A 24,651-nucleotide genomic window follows, 5' to 3' on the forward strand; every position below is an offset into this window, starting at 1 on the left:
GATAATATATTAATAAAAATATTTAATATGAGGCTGCCTTTTAGGCAGTCTTTTTTCATTTAAGCTAAATTTTTGTTATCAATTATTTAATTATTATTTTCTAGAAAATTAGGTTATAATTAAATGAAGGAAAATTGTTGAAAAATGAGGTGATAATCATGAATAGTTCTATATTGTTAATAATAGCTTATGTAATTAGTATTTTATCAGCAATATCTTTGATTTTTATAGAAAGAAAAGAACCTAATACAACTTGGGCATGGTTACTAATATTGTTTGTATTACCTGGAGTAGGGTTCATTATATATTTGATATTTGGGCAGAACTTAAGCAGGCAAAAGATATTTAGAGAAAAAAAGGTTGTAGATGAAAAGAAATCAAAAGTTTTAATGGAAAAGTTTAAGGAAGAAAAAGAAAAAGGAGCATCATCAGAATTTATGGAGCTGGTTAGAATGAATTATACTCATTCTGGAGCTTTGTATACTGAAGGGAATTCTCTTACTACCTTTATAGATGGGGAAAAGAAGTTTGAAGCTTTAATAAATGACATAAGAGATGCAAAAGAATTTATACATATAGAATATTATATATTTAGAATGGATAACTTAGGAAAAACCTTAATTGATGAACTAAGTAAAAAGGTCAAAGAAGGTGTAGAGGTTAGATTTGTAGTAGATGCTATGGGATCTAAAAGTATAAGGAATAAAGATATAAAATATATAAGAAGTCTTGGAATTAAGTTTAACATATTCTTTCCTGGAATATTACCTTTGATTAATATACGTCTAAACTTTAGAAATCATAGAAAAATAGTAGTTATTGACGGGGAAGTTGGATATGTAGGAGGCTTTAATGTTGGAGATGAATATGTAAATAAAGGTGATCAATTTGATTATTGGAGAGATACTCATATAAGAATAAAGGGTAAGGCAGTAAATGAATTAAATAAAAGATTTATATTAGATTGGGACTATGCCTCAGAAGGTGAACTTAAAAATTATGATAAGTACTTTAAGTTACAAGAGGATTCAGGTAATATTGGAATTCAAATAGTTTCATCAGGACCAGATCATAAGGAAGAATATATAAAAAATGCCTATATGAAGATAATTAACAATGCAAAGGAAAGTGTTTATATTCAAACCCCTTATTTAGTTCCAGATGAGCCAATGAAAGAAGCCTTAAAAATTGCAGCTTTATCTGGAATAGATGTAAGAATAATGGTTCCAGGTAAGCCAGACCACTTCTTTATGAAATGGATATTAAGTGCTAATATGGGAGACCTTATGGAGTGGGGTGTGAAATTTTACACTTATCAAAAGGGATTTATACATTCTAAGACAATAGTTTCAGATGGTAAGGTATGTAGCATTGGAACAGCTAACTTAGATATTAGAAGCTTTCAGTTAAACTTCGAAATAAATGCTATTATTTATGATGATAAGTTCTCTAAAGAACAAGAAGATATATTTATTAAGGATATTGAAGATTGTAAGTTAGTTACTATGGAAGAATATGAAAATAGAAGTAGAGCATTAAAGATTAAGGAAGCCTTAATAAGACTTGTAGCACCTATTTTATAGATTAATTAATATGTAAATGTTAATAAAAATTCTATAATAATATTGAATTGAAAAAATATTCTCAAAAATATTGACAATGAGCTATTGTTTGGTATAATTAGGGAAAGAAAATTTTTGAAAATAAATTTATGGAGGATTCTTATGAAAGGAATTATAAATAAAGCAGCACAATTTTATAGCTTTTTTTACTTTATATTCTGGGGCTTTTTCTTTAGCGCTGGCTATTTGTTCTGCAAAAAAAATAATAATTCCATTCTTATGAGTGCATAGTATAAATTTATATATTTTTTAAGGAAAATATTTTGATTATTCAAGAGAACTCATAAGAGTTCTCTTTTTTAATATAGAGAGTTATTACTTTCAAAATAAAAAACAAAAAATGTAAAATATAAACAATATAAAAGGGGGCTTTATTCATGGTAATAATTTTAAAACCAAGAACAAAACAAGAAGAAATTGATAAATTAACGAATGAATTAGAAAGAGAAGGTGTTAAGGTTAATCCAGTAATAGGAACAGATCTTATTATCCTTGGATTAGTTGGAGATACTAGCAAAATTGATGCTTTAAAAATTGAGGCTAATGATAATGTAGAAAAAGTAATGCATGTTCAAGAGCCATTTAAGAAGGCTAATAGATTATTCCATCCTGACAATTCAATAGTTGATGTTAATGAAAGTAAAATAGGTGGAAATAAGCTAGCAATGATAGCTGGACCTTGTTCAGTTGAAAGTGAAGAACAACTAACATTTATAGCTGATGAAGTTAAGAAATTAGGGGCAAACTTCTTAAGAGGAGGAGCTTTCAAACCAAGAACTTCTCCATATAGTTTCCAAGGATTAAAATATGATGGATTAGAACTTTTAAAAATTGCAAGAGAAAAAACAGGATTACCAATAGTAACTGAAATTATGTCACCATATGATATAGAAGTTTTCGAAAGAGATGTAGATGTTATTCAAGTTGGTGCTAGAAATATGCAAAACTTTGACCTATTAAATGAACTTGGCAAGACTAGTAAACCTATATTATTAAAGAGAGGTTTATCAGCTACTATAGAAGAATGGTTAATGTCAGCTGAATACATTATGGCTGGAGGAAATGAAAATGTAATTCTTTGTGAAAGAGGAATAAGAACTTTCGAAACTTACACTAGAAATACATTAGACTTAAGTGCTATTCCAGCTGTTAAGAAGCTAAGTCACTTACCAGTAATAGTAGATCCAAGCCATGCTACAGGAAAGAGATTCATGATATCTCCACTTGCAAAAGCAGCAGTAGCAGTAGGTGCAGATGGACTTATAATAGAAGTTCACAACAATCCAGAAAAGGCGTTATGTGATGGTCCACAATCAATTAGACCAAATGATTATGAAACATTAGTACAAGAATTAAAAGCAATAGCAGCTGCAGTTGGAAGAGAACTTTAATTATAACTCAGCGTGCTGAGTTATAATTAAAGAATGAATAATGTAGAATGAAGAATGAAAAATGAAGGAGGAAACTCAGCAGAGGCTGAGTTTCTGAATTAAATATAATATTTAATAACTTAGCTTTGCTAAGTTATATCCCTAATTTTTCATTTTTCATTCTTAATTCTTAATTTAAAAAGAGGGGTGTAGAAATGAAACTATCTATAGATTTATCTCATAGCAAGTATGACATAGTTATAGAAAGAGGCTTATTAAGTAGGATAGGTAAGGAAGTTAAAGAAGCTTTTGTAGGTAATAAGATTTTTGTTCTAACTGATGAAAATGTTGATAAATATTATGGTGATAAGGTGGTTAAGGCTTTAGAGGCATCAGGATATATGGTTAAGAAGCTTGTTTTAAAAGCTGGTGAAGAAACTAAATCTTTTAATACTTTACCTATGGTTTATAATGAACTTTTAGATTTTAAGATTAATAGAAGTGATTTAATATTAACTTTAGGAGGAGGAGTTATAGGGGATTTAGGTGGATTTGTAGCATCTACATATTTAAGAGGTGTTTCTTTTATCCAATGTCCAACTACTCTTTTAGCTCAAGTAGATAGTAGTGTTGGTGGTAAGGTAGGAGTAGATTTAGAAAGAGGAAAGAATCTAGTAGGAAGTTTTTATCACCCTAAAAAAGTTATTATAGATCCAGAGGTATTATCTTCATTAACTGATAAATTCTTTAATGATGGAATGGCAGAAGTTATAAAGTATGGATGTATAAAAGATAGCGAGTTCTTTAAAAAACTTCAAAGTTTTAAGAATAAAGAAGAAGTTATGAACAATATTGAGTATGTTATTCACAATTGTTGTAAAATTAAGAAAGAAGTTGTGGAAAAGGATGAAAAAGATACTGGAGATAGAATGCTTTTAAATTTCGGACATACAATTGGTCACGCTATTGAGCAATATTATAATTTTAGTAAATATACTCATGGTGAAGCAGTAGCAATTGGAATGTATGAAATAACTAAGCTAAGTGAAACTCTAGGAGAAACTAAAAAAGGTGAAGCTGAAATAATAAAGGATATTTTAATAGAATATAATTTACCTTACAAATTAGATGTAAGTATTGATGAAATAAAAGAAGCTATGACTTTAGATAAAAAGAATTTAGGTAAAAAGCTTAATTTAATTTTTATTACTGAAATAGGGAATAGTTTTGTTAAACCAATAGATCAAAGTCAATTATCTATTATCAATTAGTGCTGTTTCACAGGTAAGAGTTAAAAGGTAAGAAAAATGTGCTGTCGCACAATGAAAAATTAAGAATGAATAATGAAAAATTATTGAAAAAATTAATTTTAGTAATTCTGTAAGAATTACATTAATAATTCTTCATTTTTAATTTTTAATTCTTAATTATAAAAAAGGTGGTTTTTTATGAATATTGAAGTATTAAATACTAAATTAGAAGGAAAGGTTAAGATACCTCCTTCAAAAAGTATGGCTCATAGAGGAATAATTTGTGCATCGCTTAGTAGTGGAATTTCTGTAATTGATAATATTGATTATTCAGATGATATTAATGCAACAATAGATGCAATGATATCACTTGGAGCTAGTATAGATAAAAAGAATGATAAATTAACAATTACAGGAGCATTTCATAAAGATGCAAAAAGAAATGCTACAAGAATTGTTAATTGCAATGAGTCAGGATCAACTTTAAGATTTTTAGTGCCAATATCTTTATTATTTGACGGAATTACTAAGTTTATTGGAAGAGGTAACTTAGGTAAGAGACCTCTAGATACTTATTATAATATTTTTAAAGACCAAGGAATTAGATATAATGCAGTTGAAAATGAATTAAATCTAATGGTTAAAGGGCGTATAAAGGCTGGGGAGTTTGTTTTACCAGGAAATATTAGCTCTCAATTTATAACAGGTTTATTATTTACTCTTCCATTATTAGAAGGAGATTCAAAAATAATAATAAGCACGGAATTAGAATCAAAAGGATATATTGATTTAACCTTATCTTGTATGAAAGATTTTGGGATAGATATAGAAAATAGAGATTATAAGGAATTTATAATAAAGGGTGGTCAAAGCTATAATTCAAGAAATTATAGAGTTGAAGGTGATTATTCTCAAGGAGCTTTTTATCTTTCTGCTAATGCTTTAGGTTCTAAAGTTGAACTTTTAGATTTAAGAGAAGATTCTCTTCAAGGAGATAAGGAAGCAATAGATATTTTAGATAGAATGGGCGCAGAATTCGAATTTAATGATAGTTTAACTATAAAAGATCATTCTAAATTAAAGTCTACATTAATAGATGCATCTCAATGTCCAGATATTATACCCGTAATATCTTTAGTAGCAGCTTTATCAGAAGGTAGAACTGAGATTATCAATGCTGGAAGACTTAGAATTAAAGAGTGTGATAGGTTAAAGGCAGTAGCAACTGAACTTAATAAATTAGGTGCTAAGATAATTGAAAAAGAAGAAGGTCTAATAATATATGGAGTAGAAGAATTAGAAGGTGGCATTGAAGTTTGGAGCTGGAAGGATCATAGAATTGCTATGACATTAGCAATTGCAGCTACAAGGTGTAAAAAGCCTATAATTATAAAAGATTATGAATGTGTAGCAAAGTCCTATCCAAGCTTTTTTGAGGATTATAAAATGCTAGGAGGAAAAGTAAATGAGTGCAGTATGGGGCAATAACTTAAAGGTTTCTATATTTGGAGAATCTCATGGAAATGCAATTGGAATTAATATAGATGGATTACCAGTAGGATTTGAACTGGATATGGATAAAATTTTAGAGGAAATGGCAAGAAGAGCGCCAGGTAAAAATCAGCTATCTACAGCTAGAAAAGAGGCAGATTTACCTGAAATATTAAGTGGAGTTTTTCAAGGAAAAACTACTGGGGCACCACTATGTGCAATTATTAGAAATGGAGATACAAGATCTAAGGATTATGAGAAAACTAAGGACTTTATGAGACCTGGACACTCAGATTTTGCAGGTAATGCAAGGTACTTAGGTTTTAATGATTATAGAGGTGGGGGCCACTTTTCAGGAAGAATAACAGCACCACTTGTATTTGCTGGAGCAATATGTAAGCAAATATTAGAAGATAGAGGAATAGTAGTAGGAGCTCATATAGCCTCTGTTAAGGAGATTAAGGACAAAGTTTTTGATAGTACTAATATATCTAAGGAAGAATTAAAGGGAATTAGAGATAAGGAAATTCCTTTAATAGATTCAAGCTTAGAAGATAAAATTAAGCATAAAATAATGCAGGCTAAATATGATGGGAACTCTGTAGGTGGAACTATTGAATGTGCAGTAGTTGGAATAAAACCTGGAGTTGGTAACCCATTCTTTGATTCTGTAGAATCTACTTTATCACATTTAATCTTCTCTGTCCCAGCAGTTAAGGGAATAGAATTTGGAAGAGGTTTTGATATTACTACTTTATATGGTTCAGAAGCTAATGATGAATTCTACTATGATGGAGATGTAGTTAAGACTAAGACTAATAATAATGGTGGGATTAATGGGGGTATTTCTAATGGAATGCCAATAGTATTTAAGGTAGCTGTTAAGCCAACTGCTTCTATATTAAAGGAGCAAAATACTATAGATATTAAGAATAAAACTAATGTTAAATTCCAAATTCAAGGAAGACATGACCCTTGTATAGTTCAAAGAGCAGTACCTGTTATTGAAGCTGTTACTGCAATTGGAATACTTGATTTATTAAAGGGGAGAGAGTAATGGGGAACTTAGAAGACTATAGAAAGGAAATTGACTCCATAGATAGGGAGTTAGTTTCCCTTTTTGAAAAGAGAATGAATGTTGCTTTAAAGGTAGGAGAATATAAGAAGGAAAGAAATCTACCTATTTTTCATAGTAAAAGAGAAGAGGAAGTAATAGAAAAGAATATTTCTCTACTTAAGAATAAAGAATATAGTGACATAACTAGAGGGTTTTTTGAAAATATTATGGAACTAAGTAGATCTCTTCAAGGAAATTTAATGGATAATTGTGAATCTGAAAATTTATCTATTAATATTAATGAAGAAGAGGTTATAGGATATCAAGGAGTAGAAGGCTCTTTTAGTGAGGAAGCTCTTATAAAATACTTTAAATCCTATAATAAACTACAAAATTATGAGGAATTTTCTGATGTTTTTAAGGCTTTAGAAAATAATGAAGTAAAATATGCTATTCTTCCAATCGAAAATTCTTATACTGGAGCAATTACATCAGTTTATGATCTTTTAGTAAAATACAATTTTTATATTATTGGTGAAGAATGTATAAAGATAGATCAACATCTTATGAGTGTTGAAGGTGCAAGCCTAGATACTATTAAAGAAGTATATTCTCATCCACAAGGCTTTGAGCAAAGTAAGGGATTTTTGAGTAAGTATCCAGATTTAAGATTAATTCCATATCACAATACTGCAATAAGTGCAAAACATATAGCAGATTTAAATGATAAAAGCAAGGCGGCTATTGGAAGCAGAAGAGCAGCAGATATCTATGGATTAAATATAATTAAGGAAAGCATTAATGATAAGAAGGATAATCATACTAAATTTATTATAATAGGTAAAGATTTAAAGTATGATGATTCTTGTAATAAGGTTAGTGTAGTATTTTCTCTAGATGATAAGGCTGGTACACTATATAGATTACTAAGCCATTTTGCTGAAAATAACATCAATATGATTAAGATAGAATCAAGACCTAATAAGCATGAGTCTTGGAAATACTTATTATATGTTGATTTTGAAGGGAATTTAAAAGAGGAAACTGTTAAAAATGCTCTAAAACTAATAGAGAAGAATAGTGGATACTTTAAAATAATAGGAAATTATAAGAATAGTTTTTAAAATGTGAATAAAACTGAGAGGATAAATAGAATATGTGAAATAAGCATATTCTATTTATCTTTTCTAGTATATTTGTATTTTAAAATCATATAAATATATTTTTTTAGAAATTGGACTAGATTTTTATAAAAAACTATTATATAATAAAAATATAAATATTGAGAATTTTCTGAAAATTAAAAAGCTATGGGGGTAGCGAAATTTTCAAAAAGGGGGGACAGTGCTATGATAGGCTTTGATATTAGAAATATACATACTAAAGATTATGAGACTATAAAAAAACTTAATAGTAATTTTGACTATAAAAAAGTTAAGGTAAATAAAGGGGATAAAAATTTCATAGCTTATGTAGCACAGTTAAATGATGAAGTTGTAGGATATGCAATTTGTCATACATTAAATGAAAATGATTACAGTGAAGTTATGGATATTGATGATATAGTAGTAAATAAAATGTATAGAGGATTAGGTGTTGGTCATCAACTTATGATTGAAGTAGAAAAGACTGCTAAAGATCATAAGGTTAATTATATAATAAAATCTGATGATAATTATGATGAAGAAGGAGGGAATTTCTTAAGAAGAGAAGGATTTAAATATAGTAATGAAGGGGGTTATGAGAAAAAAAGTATTATTCAATAAAGAAAAGGAGTGATGTATAACTTAGATAAGATATTTTAAATAATTCAATCCTTAGAAATATGTTTTAAAAGGGGGCGGGCTTAGAGTAATAGAGAAAGTAATATTAAGGCTAGCAACAAAATAGTAAAGGAGGAATAAGTCTAGATTTAAAAGAAAATCAGTCAAATATTTATATGAATAATTTAAGTAATAAGGAGTGATGTAAAGATTTGAAGAAAGATAGTAAGGAAGGGGTAAATAAACCTACCTTAACGAAAAAAGTGCAGACAAGAATATTTAATTATAAAGGAGGAATGTACTATTATTATTGATTTAAAGATGAAGGGAGGAATGCTCAATTACAAAATTTAATTACGAAAGGGGGAATAGGAAAATTATTTGCTCCATAATCAGAAGGTAGCGAAAGTTGGTTATAGATATCAATTTTTGCTACCTTTATTGTTATGTAATTATGTTATAATATATAGTAAAAAAAGGGGGCATGATTATGGAATTTTACGGTTTACTTGGAGAAAAGCTTTCACATAGTTTATCACCAGAGATTCATTTAGAAATCTTAAAATCAATAGATAAACTTGGGGCTTATAAATTATTTGAAATACAAAAAGATAAATTATCTGATTTTGCAAAAGCTCTAAAACTTCTAAAAGTAAAGGGATGCAATGTTACTATTCCTTATAAAAAAGATATTATGAAAGAATTAGATGGAATATCAGAAGAAGCAGTTAAAATAGGGGCTGTTAATACTATTTATTTAAAGAATGGAGAGCTTCAAGGCTTTAATACTGATTATTATGGCTTTGGAATTATGCTTAAAATAAGTAATATTAATGTTAAAGATTCTATAGCAGTTATTTTAGGTAATGGAGGTGCTTCTAGAGCAGTTCTTCATTATTTATTAGATAATGGGGTAAGGGAAGTTTACATAGCAAGTAGAAGCCCTAAAAATAATGAATATAACTTAAGTAATGTAAAGATAATTAGTTATGAGGAATTAAAGGACATAAAGGGAGATATATTAATAAATTCAACTCCTGTAGGTATGTATCCTAAGATTTCTGATTCACCAGTGTCAAAGGATATTATAAGTAATTTTAATTCAATAGTTGATTTAATATATAATCCAGCTGAAACTAAGTTTTTATCTTATGGAAAAGAGTTAAATAAGAAAGTAGTTGGAGGACTTTATATGCTTGTGGGGCAAGCTGTGAAGGCTCAGGAGATATGGCAAGAAGTTGATATAGATGAAGCAATTATAAGGGATATATACAATAAAATTAATGATAGATTTATTTAGTAAATAGTTTGAGATTATAGTGAAATAGGATGTTTCAAAATAGATTATAGAAGGTTTTAAGAGAGGATAAACTTTATAAATATGGATAAGAATGTAGTTTTATTAATTGGAATGCCTGGATGTGGCAAAACTACTATTGGATTAGAAGTTTCAAAAAGGTTAGGTTATGACTTTTATGATATGGATAATTATATAGAAGAAATATCTAATTCCACAGTTAAAGAGCTTTTTAGTGAAAGTGAAGATTACTTCAGAGATTTTGAAAGTAGAGCATGTAAAGAGCTTAGTAAATTAGCAAAAAAGACTATTATCTCTAGTGGTGGAGGAGTAGTTAAAAGAAAATCTAATATAGAGTGTTTTAAGGCTAATGGAATTATTATTTTTATAGATAGACCAGTTGAAGAGATTTTAAAAGATGTAGATGTAGCTTCAAGGCCATTACTTAAAGATGGTAAAGAAAAGATATATAATTTATATAATGAAAGATACGATTTATATAATAATTATTGTGATTATAAAATAGTAAATAATGAGAATTTAGAAGATATTGTAGATAAAGTTATAGATATTATTAAAACTTGTGAATAAGAGGTAGAGAATATGAAGATATTAGTAATAAATGGACCTAATCTAAATATGGTTGGAATAAGGGAAAAAGGCATATATGGAACTAGAGACTTTAATGATATTTGCGATTATATTTTAGAAGAAGGTAAGAAAAGAAATTTAGAAATTAAATTATTTCAAAGCAATATTGAAGGTGAAATAATTAATGAAATTCATAAAGCATATTATGATAAATATGATGGTATAATAATTAACCCTGGAGCATTCACTCATTATAGTTATGCTATTTTAGACGCTGTAAAGGCTGTTAATATTAAGACTATAGAAGTTCATTTATCTAATATCCATTCTAGAGAAGAATTTAGACATAAGTCTGTAATAGCACCAGCGTGCTTAGGACAAATAGCAGGCTTTAAGGAATATGGATATGTAATGGCTATGGACGCACTTTTACAATTAACAGTTAACGATTAGCAATAAATGAGGTGATTCCTTTGTAATTACTTTTATTTAAGGAACGGAGATAAGAGATTTTCATATTAATAATTATATATTCTATAATGTATATAGTTATTAGTAGAATAGATTATCGTAAATTTGATTTTGTATATTAAATAGTAAGAAAAAACAAAAAAAGATTGTATGAAATTGATTTCTGACACTTGTTTTTTTAGTGAATAATTGGTAAATTATTATAAAGGCATTTATATTACCTGATGAATGCTAATTATCGTAGTATGGAGGGATAGGATATGATTATTGTAATGAATCCAAAATGTAGTGAAGAAGAAGTATTGAAGGTTAAGAGAGAATTAGAAGGTAAGGGATTAGGTGTCCACTTATCACAAGGAGAAACTTTTTGTATTATAGGAGTAGTTGGAGAAACTAGAACTATAGATTCAAATAAGCTTCTAAGATTCCAAGGGGTAGATAAGGTACTTAAGGTAGAAGAACCTTATAAGAAGGTAAATAGATTATTTAAACCTGAGGATACAGTAATTGATGTAAAAGGTAGCTTAATTGGGGGTAACAATTTAGCTGTTATGGCAGGCCCATGTTCTGTTGAAAGTGAAGAGCAAATAATTGAAATTGCTAAAAGTGTTAAAGAGTCTGGAGCGACATTCTTAAGAGGTGGGGCATTTAAGCCTAGAACATCACCTTATAGCTTCCAAGGTCTAGAATTAGAAGGATTAGAACTTTTAAAGAAGGCTAGAGAAGTTACAGGACTACCAATAGTTACTGAAATAATGTCAACAGACTATATAGATGTTTTTGAAAGAGATGTTGATGTAATTCAAGTTGGTGCTAGAAATATGCAAAACTTTGATTTACTAAAACAACTTGGTAAGACAAGTAAACCTATTTTATTAAAGAGAGGTTTATCTGCAACTATTGAAGAATGGTTAATGTCAGCTGAATACATTATGGCAGCTGGGAATGAAAATGTAATTCTTTGTGAAAGAGGTATAAGAACTTTTGAGACTTACACAAGGAATACTTTAGATTTAAGTGCAATACCTGTAGTAAAGAGAAAATCACACTTACCAGTAATAGTAGATCCAAGTCATGCTGCTGGATACTGGTACCTTGTTGAACCACTAGCAAAAGCTGCAATAAGTGCTGGAGCAGATGGTTTAATGATAGAAGTTCATAATAATCCTCAATGTGCATTAAGTGATGGTCAACAATCAATTAAGCCAGAATCATTTAAGAGAGTAATGGATAAAGTTAGAATCTTAGCTGAGATGGAAGGAAAGAAGTTATAATATAAATAAATATTATACTGCTTGTTCAAGTCGCTTTGCTCCGATTCACCACAGCATAATATTTATTTATATTAGTGTGAGTGGCGCTAAAGGAAATAACTCAGCAAGCTGAGTTATCTTAAGTGAGAGCTTTATAAGTAAGAATTAAAAATGAATAATGGATAATGTATAATTTAGGAGAAAACTCTTTATGGAGTTTTTAAAGTAGATTTTTATTTCAGGAACTCAGCTTAGGCTGAGTTTCATCAATAATTATCAATTATAATTTATTATTCATTCTAATTGTGGGGATTTGGTACAAATCCCATCCATAATTGTTAACTTTTAATTGTTAACTGCATAAAGGGGTGTTTTATGAATATTTTAATAGTGGGACTTGGTGTTATAGGGGGAAGTTATGCTATGGCTTTAAAGGAAGCTGGGTATAACGATGTTTATGGTATAGATAGTAATTTAGATACATTAAAGAAGGCTGAAGAGTTAGATATTATTAAAAAGGGTTTTTTAGCAGGTGAATGTAATAAAGAAGCTATAAGTAAAGCAGATTTAATTATACTTTCTATTTATCCAAGGCTAATTAAGGCTTTTATAGAGGAAAATAAAAGCTACTTTAAAGAAGGAACAATAGTAACAGATGCAACTGGTATTAAGGGTCCTTTTGTAAAGGATATATGTAGTAGTTTACCAGATGGGATAGACTTTATCTTTGGTCATCCGATGGCTGGAAGAGAAAAAAGAGGTATAGATTATGCATCTAAAGAGGTCTTTAAAGGAGCAAACTATCTTATTACTGTAACTGAAAGAAATAAAGAAGAAAATATAATATTTTTAGAAGATATAATATATAAACTTGGATTTAAGAACATAAAGAAAATAACTCCAGAATATCATGATATGATGATTAGCTTTACTAGCCAATTACCTCATGCTATTGCTGTAGCTTTAATTAATAGCGATGAAGAAGGTAGAGATACTGGTAGATTCATAGGGGATAGCTATAGGGATTTAACTAGAATTGCTAATATTAATGAAGATCTTTGGAGTGAGTTATTCTTTGGAAATAAGGACAACCTCATTGAAGTAATAGAGCATTTTTTAAATGAAATGAATAAAATAAAATTTGCTCTAATAGAAGAAAATGAAGATGAGTTAAAATCATTATTTATCAAATCCAGTAAACGTAGAGAAAAGTTATAATATAAAAGCACTAGTATTAATTGTTATGAGATATTAAGATTAATTACTAGTGCTTTTTCTATATTTGATTATACATAGATAGAATGAAAAAGGTGAGGGAAAATGAGAAAAACTAAAATTATATTATCAATAACAATTCTAGTAATTATAATGGCTTCAGTTGTAATTATAAAAAACAATAGCAGTAAATTTAAAAATGACACATTAGAAAAGGCTATTGAAGATTATTATTCTAAGAATTTACCAGAGAATAAAGGAGAACTTAAAATCAATACTATAAAGGAAATTGATGATGGATATTTAGCACTAGTCGAAAAGAATTATGGAGAAGGAGAGCCTTATTCTACATTATTTCTTTTAAATAAAGAAAAAGAGATAGTTTCTATGACTTCAGGAAACATACCTATTAGTCCTGGATTTTCTGTAAATAGTCTTGAATATAATGATAGTAATATTATTTTTGGAACTATAAATGATTCTAAAATGAATGGGATTAATGAAGTAGGAAGAATAGGTATTGATGTAAGTGAGATTAAATTAGAATTTACTGATGGAGAAGAGTTAACTGATAAAACAATAGAAAATAGAAGTTATATAATGATAGTGCCTAAAAAGGATATTAAAGATATTCTATTATATAATAGTAAGAATGAACTTCAAGATAGGATGAGTGATTATGATTGGGGAAATTTCATAAATAATGTTAAGCTTCAAGGAGTCTAAAATCAATTATTTTGATTTTAGTATTCTTTTCAAGAGTGAAATACCTAAAATCAAAGATAAGACTCCTATAAGTATGAAGCTACTCCATATAACATTCCAATAATGGTTTGCAGTTTCAAACATATATAGAAGCAGTTTGTTCCATATTTCTAACTTTATACTGATAGCAAATAAATCAAACAAAACATGTCCGCCACCACAAATATAAAACCAACGCCATCAATAATTTTTGCAAATACTTTTGAAAATGATAATAATTCCAGCAAGACATAAAATAGATAAAATACCTATAAGTATAAAGTACATTATACCTCTTTCGTTCATAAATGAAAGCCAGAATTCTGAATATGATATTCTATCTAACAATCCCCATATTCGATGTAAAATGAAAAGCCCAAAAAATATAAATATAGTAGACTCAAAAAATATATTTTCGATTTATTACTCACTTTGATTATCCTTTCAAAAATAGACTTTTTAGTAATTTGGTACAAATTACTTCATACATGTTGCATTCTACATTATAATATGGTGCTACCCAATGGTAGCACCACATTATCTATTTTTTTGATATTTTTTTAATTTATTATTTAAGTCTTCGGTATCAGATAAATTTACTACGTATATACTGTATTTCATAGCAATCAACGATATTTCTAATACAGCTATTAGTATAATGTATCCCCATAGTGGTAAAGGTGGGAACAAGTTAAAGATAACTGAAGAGGTTATTACAATTATATTAGTTAATATAGCCCAAATAATAGTATTGGATGTTTTCTTTTCTTTTGATAGTTCATCATAGTTGTTAAATAAAAAGTATTCTATTAAAGCAATTACTAATGCAATAAAGAAGCACTCAAGTAAGGTTAGTATTTTAACGTAGACTATACCATTAAATAAATTAGCAACACTTATAAAGAGTACTAAAGCTAGAGAATATAGAGAAGCTTTAGGTTTAACATCAGAACCAAATTTATAGAATCTATTGAACAAATTCATAATTATCCCTCATTTCATATTTTGAATACATTTCTCAATTTGTAATATATATTTTATATATCTAATTTTTGTCTAAGCATAGGAGCATAGTGTCTAGAAACTATTATCTTTTCATCATTTTTCATAATGACTTCAATTCTACCCGAAGTATAGCTCTTAAGCTTTTTGATTTTATAAAGATTAACTATCATTGACTTACTTATCCTTAAGAATCCAACGGATGAATAGCTATTTTCAAGCTCTAATAAATTGAGAGCTGTTTGATAGACATCATCTTCACAGTAGATAAAAGTTTTCTCATCAACTGATTCGCAGTAATAAGCTGAGTCTGGAGATAGTAAAATTAGTTCATTTTTTTCTTTAAATACACAAAGCTTTTGAGATCTTGATTTTAAAAATGATAGTATATGAAGCATTTCATCATCAATACTTTTGCACTTTAGAACTATCTCATTTTCTTCTATATCCATATGCTGAACGGTAATTTTCATAAGCACTCCCCCATAAGTTATTTAAAGTAAGGACCTTATCTTTAATATTAGTATAGTAGTCATGAAGCAAGCTATCAACATCCATACCTTTAAGTTGCAAATTATAATTGGTAAGATGCATAAAAAGTGTTTTTATACTATAAAGATAATTTTAAAGTTAAATTATATAAATATTAATATAAAAAATCCTCTGCTTAAGACAGAGGATTTCTTTTGTATTTATTTTAGTAATTTGAAACAGAGAATTTCTTTAATTATACATTATAAACGTTTCAATCTTAATTTCTAAATAATCTCCGTTATATGAAGATATGGTGATTTGCTTAAATCAACAAACTCATTATTAGTTAATACTAAGGGTAAATCGATATTATTAGTATTAAGCTGAATTATTTTACATGTATCGTTATTATTTAGTATTGCATTTTGCCCTACATAAAAGTTTTTTAAACCATTTAAGAAGATGTTACAAAATTTAAAATCAAGTTTTGACAAACTTTCTTCTTGAATGATTTTTAAAGCTTCAAGAGGTCTTCTTTTTTTCTTATGCACTCTATTAGAATTAAGAGCATCAAAGGTATCAGAAATAGCTATTATCTTACCAAAGTCATGAATTTGCGGTCCTTTCAAGCCAAGGGGGTATCCACTACCATCATTTCTTTCATGATGCATAAGTACTCCATAAAGAACAGATTGACCTATAAAAGGTATTTCTTTAATTTCATTATAAGTGAGTCTAGGATGAGTTTTAATAATTTCAAACTCTTCTGTAGTTAGCCTTCTAGTTTTATTGATGATTTGCTTACTTATTTTTGTTTTTCCAAAGTCGTGAAGTAATGAAGCGTAAACTAAAGAATGAAGCTTGTTTTCACTAAATCCAGCCCACTTACCTATTATGTAGCTTACTGCAGCAACATTAACTGAATGTCTGTAGATACTGTCCTCACCACTTCCATTTAGTACTATGTTCTTTAAAAATAGTGAGTTGTTTTTAAGTTCATCTAATAACTTTTCTGCATACTTATTTACTTCATTTGTAGTAGCAGACTTTAGCGTGTTTGTATTATCAAAAAGTAATTTAACATCTACAGTAATATTTTTTAATGTTTCGTCAATCTTCTCTAAGGCTATAAGTTCTTTTGATTCTTCCTCGCTTACATAAATCTCCACTTTATCTAAAAAGTATATTAAATTTAATTTATCTAGTAAATGGTTAGTTAGTTCGATGTCTTTTCCTATAAGAATAGATCCATTGTAAATTATTTCTTTTGCGGTTACCATACCTGCCTTTAATTGGCTAACATCTAATAATTTAGTTTTAATTTCCATATTTACCTCTTAAATACCTATAGTTTTTAATAATCAATGCAAAATATAGTATTATTGTAAATTAATGCCCCACATTTTATATATCGGATAGAAGGCTGAAAATTTTATAACCTTATTGAAATATTTATATATTATATTACTAATATATTAACATTAGTAATATAGCAAGAAAGCTATATATGATATAATTATGATTATCAATTAAGGAATTTAGTAAATGAAAAACATTGTTTTAGGAGGATTTGTCATGAAAGAATTAGAAACTAGAGTGGTAGATATAGATGTAGATAGGATTAGAGAAACTTTAAAGAGATTAGGTGCTGAAAAGGTAAAGGAAGAATATCAAACTAATAACATATATGATTTTGAAGATAATAGATTATTAAATGCTAAAGGATATGCAAGAATTAGGATTACAGATGATAGACTTAATAATAAAGAAGTAGTATATATGACTACTAAAAAAATGTTAAGTCAAGATACTTTTAAAGTTATGGAGGAAAATGAAACTGTAGTAGAAGATAAGGAAGCAGCATCTAAAATATATACTTCATTAGGATTGATATTAAAAGAATCAATTAAGAAGTATAGAGAAAGTTATAGAATAATGGATTCTTTAGTAGAAATAGATATAAATGATAAGAGCTTTTGTCCTTTTCCTTATTTAGAAATTGAAACAACTTCTGAAGAGAAACTAAAAGAAATACTTGCTTTACTTGGATATGGAATTGAAGATACTACTTCTAAAACTATTTATGAGTTATTAGAAGAAAGAGGATTATCTAAAAATAATAAAGGTAAGGGACTATAAAATTAAAAATTTTTGTAACAAAAAGAAAATCTTCTTAGTAACTTATAATAAGGATTTTATAAATACTAAGGAGAATAGGTATGGAATGGTTTATTAATCAAAGTCCAATTGTTCAAGGATTACTTGCAACAATTTTTACATGGCTTGTTACTGCACTTGGAGCAGCATTAGTATTTTTCTTTAAGAAGTTTGATAAAAGAATATTAAATACAATGCTTGGCTTTGGTGCAGGTGTAATGGTAGCAGCTAGTTTTTGGTCATTATTAAATCCAGCAATTGAGCTTTCAGAAGAACTTGGTTATAGTGGATTTATAATTCCAAGTATAGGGTTTTTCCTAGGAGGAGTATTCTTAATTTTTGCAGATAAGCTTATGGATAAGTATTCATATGGAACTGTTATAAAAAAAGAAGATGAGAATATTTCAAAGGCTGAAAAATATAGAAAGAGCGTATTACTAGTTTTAGCAGTGACACTTCACAATATTCCTGAAGGATTGGCTGTTGGAGTAGCTTTTGGTGGAGTAGCGGCTGGAATTCCAGGAGCGACAATAGCTGCAGCTATTGCTTTAGCAATAGGAATAGGACTTCAAAATTTCCCAGAAGGTGCAGCAGTATCTTTGCCTTTAAGAGGTGAAGGGCTTTCAAGACTTAAAAGTTTTTTATATGGTCAAGCTTCAGGTCTAGTAGAACCTATTGCTGGAGTAATTGGTGTTATAGCAGCTTTAAGTGTAAGAAGTATGTTACCATTTTTACTATCATTTTCAGCAGGAGCAATGATAGCTGTAGTAGGTGCAGAATTATTACCAGAGGCATCTATAGAAAATAAAAAGCTAACTACATTGGGATTAATACTTGGATTTATAGTTATGATGACTTTAGATGTAGCCTTAGGTTAACATTACCCTAAAATTTAGCCTAGACTAAATTTCTTAGGCTAGATTAAAAGTATGAATATAAGCCAAAGATAAATAGAATAGGATCGATAAGCTTAAAAGATACAAAAAGAAGTTCTTGGCGCAGTGAAAGCTACAAGGTCTTAGAGTTGTTGATTTGTCTGAGATTAACCTCAGCTATACCAAAACTCTTGGATTAGGAGTTTTTATGTGCCTAGAACTTCTAAAATTTTTGCTATATGTGCATTTTACATATTCTATTTATGATTTTAATGAGATTTTACAATTTAAAATTCGTAAATGGAGAATATATTATAGAGTCTTTCACAATCTACTTCAAAAAAAGAAGTACCACATAAATGTGATACTTCTTAAATTTATGGAATTAAGCTTGGTTAATTGAACCGAATAATTCCATCTTTTCTTTAACTGTAGCCTTAATAGCTTCAAATCCTGGAGCTAAAAGCTTTCTTGGGTCAAAGCCTTTTCCTTGTGTATCTTTTCCAGCTTCGATGTACTTTCTAGTACCTTCAGCAAATGCTAATTGACACTCAGTGTTAACATTGATCTTTGATACGCCAAGAGAAATAGCTTTCTTGATCATTTCTTCTGGAATTCCAGTACCACCGTGTAATACTAGTGGAACGTTGTTTGTAACTTTGCTTATTGCTTCTAAAGCTTCAAAGCTTAGTCCCTTCCAGTTTTCTGGATATACTCCGTGGATATTACCGATACCAGCAGCTAACATTGTAACTCCTAAATCAGCAATTGCTTTACATTCATTAGCATCAGCGATTTCGCCAGCACCAACTACTCCGTCTTCTTCTCCACCGATTGATCCAACTTCAGCTTCTAAAGATAATCCTTTTTCTGAAGTTAATCTAACCATTTCTTTTGTCTTAGCAATATTTTCATCTATTGGATAGTGAGATCCATCAAACATGATTGATGAGAATCCAGCTTCCATAGCTTTTAAAGCACCTTCGTAGCTACCGTGGTCTAAGTGAATAGCAACTGGTACAGTGATGTTTAATTCTTCCATCATTCCGTTTACCATTCCAACTACAGTTTTGAAACCACACATATATTTAGCAGCACCTTCTGAAACTCCTAATATAACTGGTGAATTATTTTCTTGAGCAGTTAATAATATTGCCTTAGTCCATTCTAAGTTGTTGATATTGAACTGACCTACAGCGTATTTGCCCGCCTTAGCCTTGTTTAACATTTCCTTTGCAGAAACTAACATGGTATAAACCCTCCATAACTTTATATTTTATTACAATTAAGCTGTAAAGCTAACTGTAGTAAGGAGAATAACTAAAAAGTTGTCCTCATTACTATATATTATAACTCAAAATAGATTTAATTTAAACAAAAAAATTAGTTTTTAGGTTCCAAGCTATATAAATACTGAGAAATTTTCCATATTTATTTAATATTCATTAGTTTTAAGTTATATACTTAAATATTAATACTCTATATTATTAATAAGAATTAGACATTAAAAAGATATTGATATAATATGATAAAAGTAGAGAGTTTTACCAAAATATGAAACAAAATTTCAGAATTGTGGTATAATATTGAAAATACAGAATGTAAGTTATACTATAGGTATATAGATGGAGGTTATCTTATGAAGAGTGTAGTTGTAAAATTACAAAATTATATTGATAAGGCCAGTGAAACAGAAAAAGGAATAATAGAGTATTTATTAAAGAATCCGGATTCAACAGTAAATAGTAATATATATCAGCTTTCAGAGAAAACCTTTTCTTCACCGTCTACTATTATTCGTCTGTGTAAAAAAACTGGTTTTAAAGGATATAAGGATTTAATTCATTCATTAGTTTATGAATTGGCAATTAGGAAATCAACTGAGGAAGAAAGAGTTAAGAATATTAATAAAGAGGATAGTTTGGAAAAAATTGTAGAAAAAGTTACGCTAAAGAGTATTTCATCCTTGGAAAAAACAGAAAAATTATTTGATATTAAAGTATTAGAAAAATGTGTGAGTCTTCTAGATAAATCTAGAAATATTTGTTTATTTGGTGTTGGTGCTTCTTTATTAGTTGCAAAGGATGCACATTTAAAGTTTTTAAGAATTAATAAGAGTTGTTATATTAACGATGATTTCCATGCACAGTTATTACAAGCACAAAATATGAGTAAAGATGATTTAGCAATAATTATTAGTTACTCTGGTTTTACAGAAGAAATGATTAAGTGTGCAAATATAGTGAAAGAAATAGGTGCACCTATTATTGCAATTACAAGATTAGAAGAATCACCTATAAGTAGAATTGCTGATTTTGAATTATTAGTACCTTCAACAGAACTTGTTTTTAGAGAAGGAGCTATATCTTCTAGGATAGCACAATTAAATATAATAGACATACTATATACGGCATTCGTAAATAAGCATTATGATTCCAATATTCAACAGTTTAATAGAACTCACATACAAAAACCCAATTTACCCTTTAAGTAAACGTTATCTTATTAAATTTAGGAGGAGTGTTATGGTAGATTTAACTAAATTAACAACTGAAACTAGAAATAAGAACACTATGGATTTAGATAAAATGTCTTCTATTGAGATTGCAACAGCTATGAATATGGAAGATGAAAAGGTAATAAAAGCAGTAAGGGATGCTTTGCCTCAAATATCAGAGGTTATTGATATATGCACAGAAAAATTAAAAGGAGGTGGAAGAATTATTTATATGGGCGCAGGTACTAGTGGAAGGCTAGGGTTATTAGATGCAGTTGAGTGTCCTCCTACCTTTGGAGTATCTAGTGATTTAGTTGTTGGATTAATAGCAGGAGGTTCATCTGCTTTTATTAAAGCGGTTGAAGGTGCAGAAGATAGTAAAACACTGGGAATTGAAGATTTAAAAGCTTTGAATCTTACTAATAAAGATGTAGTAATAGGAATAGCAGCAAGTGGAAGAACTCCTTATGTGATTCATGGACTAAAATATGCAAGAGAAATTGGATGCAAAACAGCAGTTGTTGTTTGCAACAAAAACTCTGAAATGGCAAAGTATTCAGACGTAGCTATAGAGCTTGTTGTAGGCCCTGAAGTACTTACTGGATCAACAAGACTAAAGGCTGGAACATCACAAAAGATGGTCTTAAATATGATATCTACTGGTACTATGGTAGGTATAGGAAAGGCTTATCAAAACCTTATGGTAGATGTGATGCAAACTAATGAGAAACTAGTGGTAAGAGCTGAAAATATAATTATTGAATCAACTGATGCAGATAGAGAAACAGCAAGAAGAGCTTTAAAAGATGCAAATGGAAAAGTTAAGACTGCCATTATAATGATACTTCTTAATTGTAATTACGATGAAGCCGAAAGAAGGCTTAAAAAAGCTGAAGGGCATGTAAGATATGCTCTAGAAAATATTAATTAAAGAAAAGAGGAGGATTATATGACAAATTTAGAATTAGCTAAAATGATTGTTAACTTAGTTGGTGGAAAAGAGAATGTAGTTAAGGCTACAAATTGTATGACTAGACTTAGAATTACAATAAAAGATGTCAATGCAGTTAAAATGAATGAGCTTAAGAATACAGATGGTGTTTTAGGCGTTGTTGAAGCTAATAATTACTTACAAGTAGTTTTAGGCCCTGGTAAGGCAAAGAAAGTTACAGATATTTGCATAGATGAATTAGGTCTTCCTAGAGATGGAGTTGTAACTGATAACTGGGAAGATAATAAGCAAAAAGTTAAAGATAATCAAAAGCAAAATAAATTTAAACAGGCAATTAATGTTATTGCAAATATATTTATCCCATTAATACCTGCGATTATTGCAGCTGGTATTTTTAATGGATTAGGAAGTTTAATTTCTACATTACAAGGACAAGGAACACTTCCAACTGAAGGATTTTGGCAAGCAACTCAATTAATGTTTGCTTTAATTGGAGGAGGTTTCTTATCATACTTTGCTATTTATACAGGTATTAATTCAGCAAAACAATTTGGTGCAACAGAAGCATTAGGTGGTATGATTGGAGCTATTTCTATAGGTGGAAACATAGTAGCATTATCAACTATGTTAGGTCTTTACGATGAAGCAGTACCTTTAAATTCTATTTTAACAACAGGAAAAGGCGGTATTATAGGTGTTATTATTGGTGTATATATCCTTGCTAAAATAGAAAAAGCAATTCGTAAGAGAATCCCAGATGTTTTAGATTTAATTTTAACTCCATTATTAACTTTACTTATCACAGGAATAATTTTCGTATTTATAATAATGCCATTAGCTGGTTTCTTATCTGATGGATTAGTTTCCGCATTAAGTGTAATAATTAACTCTTCAAATCCAGTTGTAAGTGTAATTAGTGGATTTGTATTAGCAGCATTATTCTTACCAATGGTTTTACTTGGATTACATCATGGATTAATTCCAATCTATGCAGTTCAATTAGAGGCTATGGGTGGAGTTTCATTATTCCCAGTACTTGCAATGGCTGGAGCTGGACAAGTTGGTGCTGCAATAGCTATTTACTTCATTGCAAGAAGAGTTAAGAATATTAGATTACAAAAAGTAATAACTGGTGCTCTTCCAGCAGGATTCTTAGGTGTTGGAGAACCATTAATATATGGAGTTACTCTTCCAATGTTTAAACCATTTATTACAGCAGGTTTAGGAGCAGGATTCGGTGGAGCTTATGTTATGCTAACACATGTTTTAGCAAACTCTTGGGGACCTTCAGGATTAGTTGCTATTCCTATTATGAAACCAGAAAGTATGCTTAACTTTTTCATTGGGTTAGTTATTTCTTATATAGCAGGCTTTATAATTACTTACTTCACAATAAAAGAATCAGACGTTAAAAATGCTTAATTGTGAATGTAACTAAAGCTTATAAGAACTTAAGTGACGCTTTTAGAAAATGAAAAATAGCAGATCAAAATAAATAGTAAGCAAAATTAAAAATAGGATTTATATCTGAAAATAGATATAAATCCTATTTTTTTAAATAATTTATATTATAATAGATATTATACAAAAGAGTGGAGGTTTACATTATGAAGAACTTAGAATTAGTTATTTTTGATATGGACGGACTAATATTTGATACAGAAAGACTATCTTATGCTTCATGGAAGGAAGCTGCTAAAAAATACAATATTAATTTTGAATTAAGCCTGCTTTATAAATTACTTGGAACTAATCATGAAAATGTGCGTAATGCTTTATTTAGAGAGTTTGGTGATAAGATAAATGTTGATGATTATATGGCAGAAAAAAGAAGAATTTTCTTTAAGAAGGTAGAAAATGGTGAAGTAGTAAAGAAGCCAGGTTTAGATGAACTTTTAGAATACTTACAAGATAAAAAAATAAAAAAAGCTGTTGCTACATCATCAAATAGAGAAGTTGCATATAACTTACTAAAAGAGGCTAATATTTTTCATTATTTTGATTATATATTATGTGGTGATGAAGTTAAAAAATCAAAACCTGATCCAGAGGTCTTTTTAACAGTTGCTAAAAAATTAGGTGTAAAGCCTAGTGAATGTATTGTATTAGAAGATTCAGAAGCAGGAACTATAGCAGCAAGTAGAGGTAGGATGGTGCCTATAGTGATTCCAGACTTAAAAGAACCAGATAAGGAAATAGAAGAATTAGCATATAAAAAGCTAAATAACTTAAAAGAAGTAATAGACGTAATTGAAAATCTGTAGTAGATTATATTTTGCGAAGCAAAATAATGAAAAATTAAGAATGAAGAATGAAGAATTAAGAAAAAAACTCCATTATGAGTTTTAATAACAAATATTTATTTTTAATTCTGATTTAATAAAATGATTAGCTTTTTATTAATGAAAAAATGTTGAATAAAAATATTTATAGATTTTTTTATAATACTATATTTGTAATTTAGTTAGTTTTGCTATGCAAAACCAATTAAATTCCTTCATTTTTTCATTTCTTCATTATTTCATTTTTAAGGCTTTGCATTTTATTATATATATGCAGTTATAAGAATG

At 28.9% G+C, this 24,651-nt stretch carries 23 protein-coding genes; 19 read left to right on the forward strand and 4 right to left on the reverse strand.

The window, feature by feature from the left end; all coding sequences use genetic code 11:
* Nucleotides 1–158: 158 nt before the first annotated feature.
* The 13 genes from cls to GPX08_RS09620 all read left to right on the forward strand — a co-directional run bounded on the left by cls (nt 159) and on the right by GPX08_RS09620 (nt 14,106).
* A complete protein-coding gene (cls, locus tag GPX08_RS09560) occupies nt 159–1,583 on the forward strand; it encodes a cardiolipin synthase (protein ID WP_156626589.1) in 1,425 nt (474 codons plus the stop codon).
* 416 nt (nt 1,584–1,999) lie between these two features.
* Nucleotides 2,000–3,013 (forward strand): 3-deoxy-7-phosphoheptulonate synthase, encoded by a 1,014-nt coding sequence (aroF, locus tag GPX08_RS09565; RefSeq protein ID WP_156626590.1) that lies wholly within the window; start codon nt 2,000–2,002, stop codon nt 3,011–3,013.
* Nucleotides 3,014–3,207: 194 nt separating this feature from the next.
* Nucleotides 3,208–4,263: a 3-dehydroquinate synthase gene (locus GPX08_RS09570; RefSeq protein WP_156626591.1), complete on the forward strand. Its 1,056-nt coding sequence runs from the start codon at nt 3,208–3,210 to the stop codon at nt 4,261–4,263.
* Nucleotides 4,264–4,440: 177 nt separating this feature from the next.
* Nucleotides 4,441–5,730 carry a 3-phosphoshikimate 1-carboxyvinyltransferase gene (aroA, locus tag GPX08_RS09575; protein WP_156626592.1) on the forward strand — a complete coding sequence of 430 codons (1,290 nt, stop codon included), beginning with the start codon at nt 4,441–4,443 and terminating at the stop codon, nt 5,728–5,730.
* Entirely contained in the window at nt 5,708–6,790 is a 1,083-nt protein-coding gene (gene aroC / locus GPX08_RS09580; protein ID WP_156626593.1) for a chorismate synthase, read from the forward strand. Before aroA ends, aroC begins: the two co-directional genes overlap by 23 nt.
* On the forward strand, nt 6,790–7,914 hold the full coding sequence (gene pheA, locus GPX08_RS09585) for a prephenate dehydratase (protein ID WP_156626594.1): 1,125 nt from the start codon (nt 6,790–6,792) through the stop codon (nt 7,912–7,914). The genes aroC and pheA overlap by 1 nt, the downstream gene beginning before the upstream one ends.
* Nucleotides 7,915–8,100: 186 nt before the next feature.
* Entirely contained in the window at nt 8,101–8,556 is a 456-nt protein-coding gene (locus GPX08_RS09590; RefSeq protein ID WP_156626595.1) for a GNAT family N-acetyltransferase, read from the forward strand.
* 487 nt (nt 8,557–9,043) lie between these two features.
* On the forward strand, nt 9,044–9,853 hold the full coding sequence (gene aroE / locus GPX08_RS09595; protein WP_156626596.1) for a shikimate dehydrogenase: 810 nt from the start codon (nt 9,044–9,046) through the stop codon (nt 9,851–9,853).
* 81 nt (nt 9,854–9,934) lie between these two features.
* The gene (locus GPX08_RS09600; RefSeq protein ID WP_156626597.1) at nt 9,935–10,441 is read left to right on the forward strand and encodes an AAA family ATPase; all 507 of its coding nucleotides are present in this window, start codon (nt 9,935–9,937) and stop codon (nt 10,439–10,441) included.
* A 12-nt stretch (nt 10,442–10,453) separates the two neighbouring features.
* Nucleotides 10,454–10,894 (forward strand): type II 3-dehydroquinate dehydratase, encoded by a 441-nt coding sequence (gene aroQ, locus GPX08_RS09605; RefSeq protein ID WP_156626598.1) that lies wholly within the window; start codon nt 10,454–10,456, stop codon nt 10,892–10,894.
* A gap of 278 nt (nt 10,895–11,172) precedes the next feature.
* A complete protein-coding gene (gene aroF, locus GPX08_RS09610) occupies nt 11,173–12,186 on the forward strand; it encodes a 3-deoxy-7-phosphoheptulonate synthase (protein ID WP_156626599.1) in 1,014 nt (337 codons plus the stop codon).
* Between the two features lie 354 nt (nt 12,187–12,540).
* On the forward strand, nt 12,541–13,383 hold the full coding sequence (locus GPX08_RS09615) for a prephenate dehydrogenase/arogenate dehydrogenase family protein (RefSeq protein WP_156626600.1): 843 nt from the start codon (nt 12,541–12,543) through the stop codon (nt 13,381–13,383).
* A 102-nt stretch (nt 13,384–13,485) separates the two neighbouring features.
* Nucleotides 13,486–14,106 (forward strand): hypothetical protein, encoded by a 621-nt coding sequence (locus GPX08_RS09620; RefSeq protein ID WP_156626601.1) that lies wholly within the window; start codon nt 13,486–13,488, stop codon nt 14,104–14,106.
* A 555-nt stretch (nt 14,107–14,661) separates the two neighbouring features.
* Here the strand turns inward: GPX08_RS09620 and GPX08_RS09625 are convergent.
* The 3 genes from GPX08_RS09625 to GPX08_RS09635 all read right to left on the reverse strand — a co-directional run bounded on the left by GPX08_RS09625 (nt 14,662) and on the right by GPX08_RS09635 (nt 16,928).
* Nucleotides 14,662–15,108: a hypothetical protein gene (locus tag GPX08_RS09625; protein WP_156626602.1), complete on the reverse strand. Its 447-nt coding sequence runs from the start codon at nt 15,106–15,108 to the stop codon at nt 14,662–14,664.
* Between the two features lie 53 nt (nt 15,109–15,161).
* A complete protein-coding gene (locus GPX08_RS09630) occupies nt 15,162–15,599 on the reverse strand; it encodes a LytTR family transcriptional regulator (protein ID WP_156626603.1) in 438 nt (145 codons plus the stop codon).
* 285 nt (nt 15,600–15,884) lie between these two features.
* A complete protein-coding gene (locus tag GPX08_RS09635) occupies nt 15,885–16,928 on the reverse strand; it encodes an HD domain-containing protein (protein WP_156626604.1) in 1,044 nt (347 codons plus the stop codon).
* Between the two features lie 247 nt (nt 16,929–17,175).
* Between GPX08_RS09635 and GPX08_RS09640 the strand changes: the two genes are divergently transcribed.
* Together GPX08_RS09640 and GPX08_RS09645 are read left to right on the forward strand one after the other, a co-directional pair.
* Nucleotides 17,176–17,739: a CYTH domain-containing protein gene (locus GPX08_RS09640; RefSeq protein ID WP_156626605.1), complete on the forward strand. Its 564-nt coding sequence runs from the start codon at nt 17,176–17,178 to the stop codon at nt 17,737–17,739.
* Between the two features lie 80 nt (nt 17,740–17,819).
* Complete coding sequence (locus GPX08_RS09645) at nt 17,820–18,635, forward strand: ZIP family metal transporter (protein WP_156626606.1); 816 nt, start codon at nt 17,820–17,822, stop codon at nt 18,633–18,635.
* 382 nt (nt 18,636–19,017) lie between these two features.
* On the opposite strand, the gene fba is transcribed toward GPX08_RS09645, so the two are convergent.
* On the reverse strand, nt 19,018–19,881 hold the full coding sequence (fba, locus tag GPX08_RS09650; RefSeq protein ID WP_156626607.1) for a class II fructose-1,6-bisphosphate aldolase: 864 nt from the start codon (nt 19,879–19,881) through the stop codon (nt 19,018–19,020).
* Between the two features lie 390 nt (nt 19,882–20,271).
* On the opposite strand from fba, the gene GPX08_RS09655 reads away from it, so the two are divergent.
* The 4 genes from GPX08_RS09655 to GPX08_RS09670 all read left to right on the forward strand — a co-directional run bounded on the left by GPX08_RS09655 (nt 20,272) and on the right by GPX08_RS09670 (nt 24,345).
* Nucleotides 20,272–21,126: an SIS domain-containing protein gene (locus GPX08_RS09655; protein WP_156626608.1), complete on the forward strand. Its 855-nt coding sequence runs from the start codon at nt 20,272–20,274 to the stop codon at nt 21,124–21,126.
* Nucleotides 21,127–21,157: 31 nt separating this feature from the next.
* Complete coding sequence (murQ, locus tag GPX08_RS09660; protein WP_156626609.1) at nt 21,158–22,060, forward strand: N-acetylmuramic acid 6-phosphate etherase; 903 nt, start codon at nt 21,158–21,160, stop codon at nt 22,058–22,060.
* A gap of 18 nt (nt 22,061–22,078) precedes the next feature.
* Nucleotides 22,079–23,503, forward strand: coding sequence for a PTS glucose transporter subunit IIB (locus tag GPX08_RS09665; protein WP_156626610.1), 1,425 nt, complete (start codon nt 22,079–22,081; stop codon nt 23,501–23,503).
* 185 nt (nt 23,504–23,688) lie between these two features.
* Complete coding sequence (locus tag GPX08_RS09670) at nt 23,689–24,345, forward strand: HAD-IA family hydrolase (protein WP_156626611.1); 657 nt, start codon at nt 23,689–23,691, stop codon at nt 24,343–24,345.
* The last annotated feature ends 306 nt before the right edge of the window (nt 24,346–24,651 follow it).

Source organism: Clostridium tertium (assembly GCF_902652255.1).
Classification (GTDB): Bacteria; Bacillota; Clostridia; order Clostridiales; family Clostridiaceae; genus Clostridium; species Clostridium tertium_A.

Coding starts and splice junctions, on each gene's coding strand:
- aroA (WP_156626592.1), top strand. CDS start 4,441: ATGAATATTGAAGTATTAAATACTAAATTAGAAGGAAAGGTTAAGATA.
- GPX08_RS09615 (WP_156626600.1), top strand. CDS start 12,541: ATGAATATTTTAATAGTGGGACTTGGTGTTATAGGGGGAAGTTATGCT.
- GPX08_RS09590 (WP_156626595.1), top strand. CDS start 8,101: ATGGGGGTAGCGAAATTTTCAAAAAGGGGGGACAGTGCTATGATAGGC.
- GPX08_RS09655 (WP_156626608.1), top strand. CDS start 20,272: ATGAAGAGTGTAGTTGTAAAATTACAAAATTATATTGATAAGGCCAGT.
- aroF (WP_156626590.1), top strand. CDS start 2,000: ATGGTAATAATTTTAAAACCAAGAACAAAACAAGAAGAAATTGATAAA.
- fba (WP_156626607.1), bottom strand. CDS start 19,881: ATGTTAGTTTCTGCAAAGGAAATGTTAAACAAGGCTAAGGCGGGCAAA.
- GPX08_RS09665 (WP_156626610.1), top strand. CDS start 22,079: ATGACAAATTTAGAATTAGCTAAAATGATTGTTAACTTAGTTGGTGGA.
- murQ (WP_156626609.1), top strand. CDS start 21,158: ATGGTAGATTTAACTAAATTAACAACTGAAACTAGAAATAAGAACACT.
- GPX08_RS09600 (WP_156626597.1), top strand. CDS start 9,935: ATGGATAAGAATGTAGTTTTATTAATTGGAATGCCTGGATGTGGCAAA.
- aroQ (WP_156626598.1), top strand. CDS start 10,454: ATGAAGATATTAGTAATAAATGGACCTAATCTAAATATGGTTGGAATA.
- GPX08_RS09620 (WP_156626601.1), top strand. CDS start 13,486: ATGAGAAAAACTAAAATTATATTATCAATAACAATTCTAGTAATTATA.
- aroF (WP_156626599.1), top strand. CDS start 11,173: ATGATTATTGTAATGAATCCAAAATGTAGTGAAGAAGAAGTATTGAAG.
- GPX08_RS09635 (WP_156626604.1), bottom strand. CDS start 16,928: ATGGAAATTAAAACTAAATTATTAGATGTTAGCCAATTAAAGGCAGGT.
- pheA (WP_156626594.1), top strand. CDS start 6,790: ATGGGGAACTTAGAAGACTATAGAAAGGAAATTGACTCCATAGATAGG.
- aroC (WP_156626593.1), top strand. CDS start 5,708: ATGAGTGCAGTATGGGGCAATAACTTAAAGGTTTCTATATTTGGAGAA.
- GPX08_RS09570 (WP_156626591.1), top strand. CDS start 3,208: ATGAAACTATCTATAGATTTATCTCATAGCAAGTATGACATAGTTATA.
- GPX08_RS09645 (WP_156626606.1), top strand. CDS start 17,820: ATGGAATGGTTTATTAATCAAAGTCCAATTGTTCAAGGATTACTTGCA.
- aroE (WP_156626596.1), top strand. CDS start 9,044: ATGGAATTTTACGGTTTACTTGGAGAAAAGCTTTCACATAGTTTATCA.
- GPX08_RS09640 (WP_156626605.1), top strand. CDS start 17,176: ATGAAAGAATTAGAAACTAGAGTGGTAGATATAGATGTAGATAGGATT.
- GPX08_RS09625 (WP_156626602.1), bottom strand. CDS start 15,108: ATGAATTTGTTCAATAGATTCTATAAATTTGGTTCTGATGTTAAACCT.
- cls (WP_156626589.1), top strand. CDS start 159: ATGAATAGTTCTATATTGTTAATAATAGCTTATGTAATTAGTATTTTA.
- GPX08_RS09630 (WP_156626603.1), bottom strand. CDS start 15,599: ATGAAAATTACCGTTCAGCATATGGATATAGAAGAAAATGAGATAGTT.
- GPX08_RS09670 (WP_156626611.1), top strand. CDS start 23,689: ATGAAGAACTTAGAATTAGTTATTTTTGATATGGACGGACTAATATTT.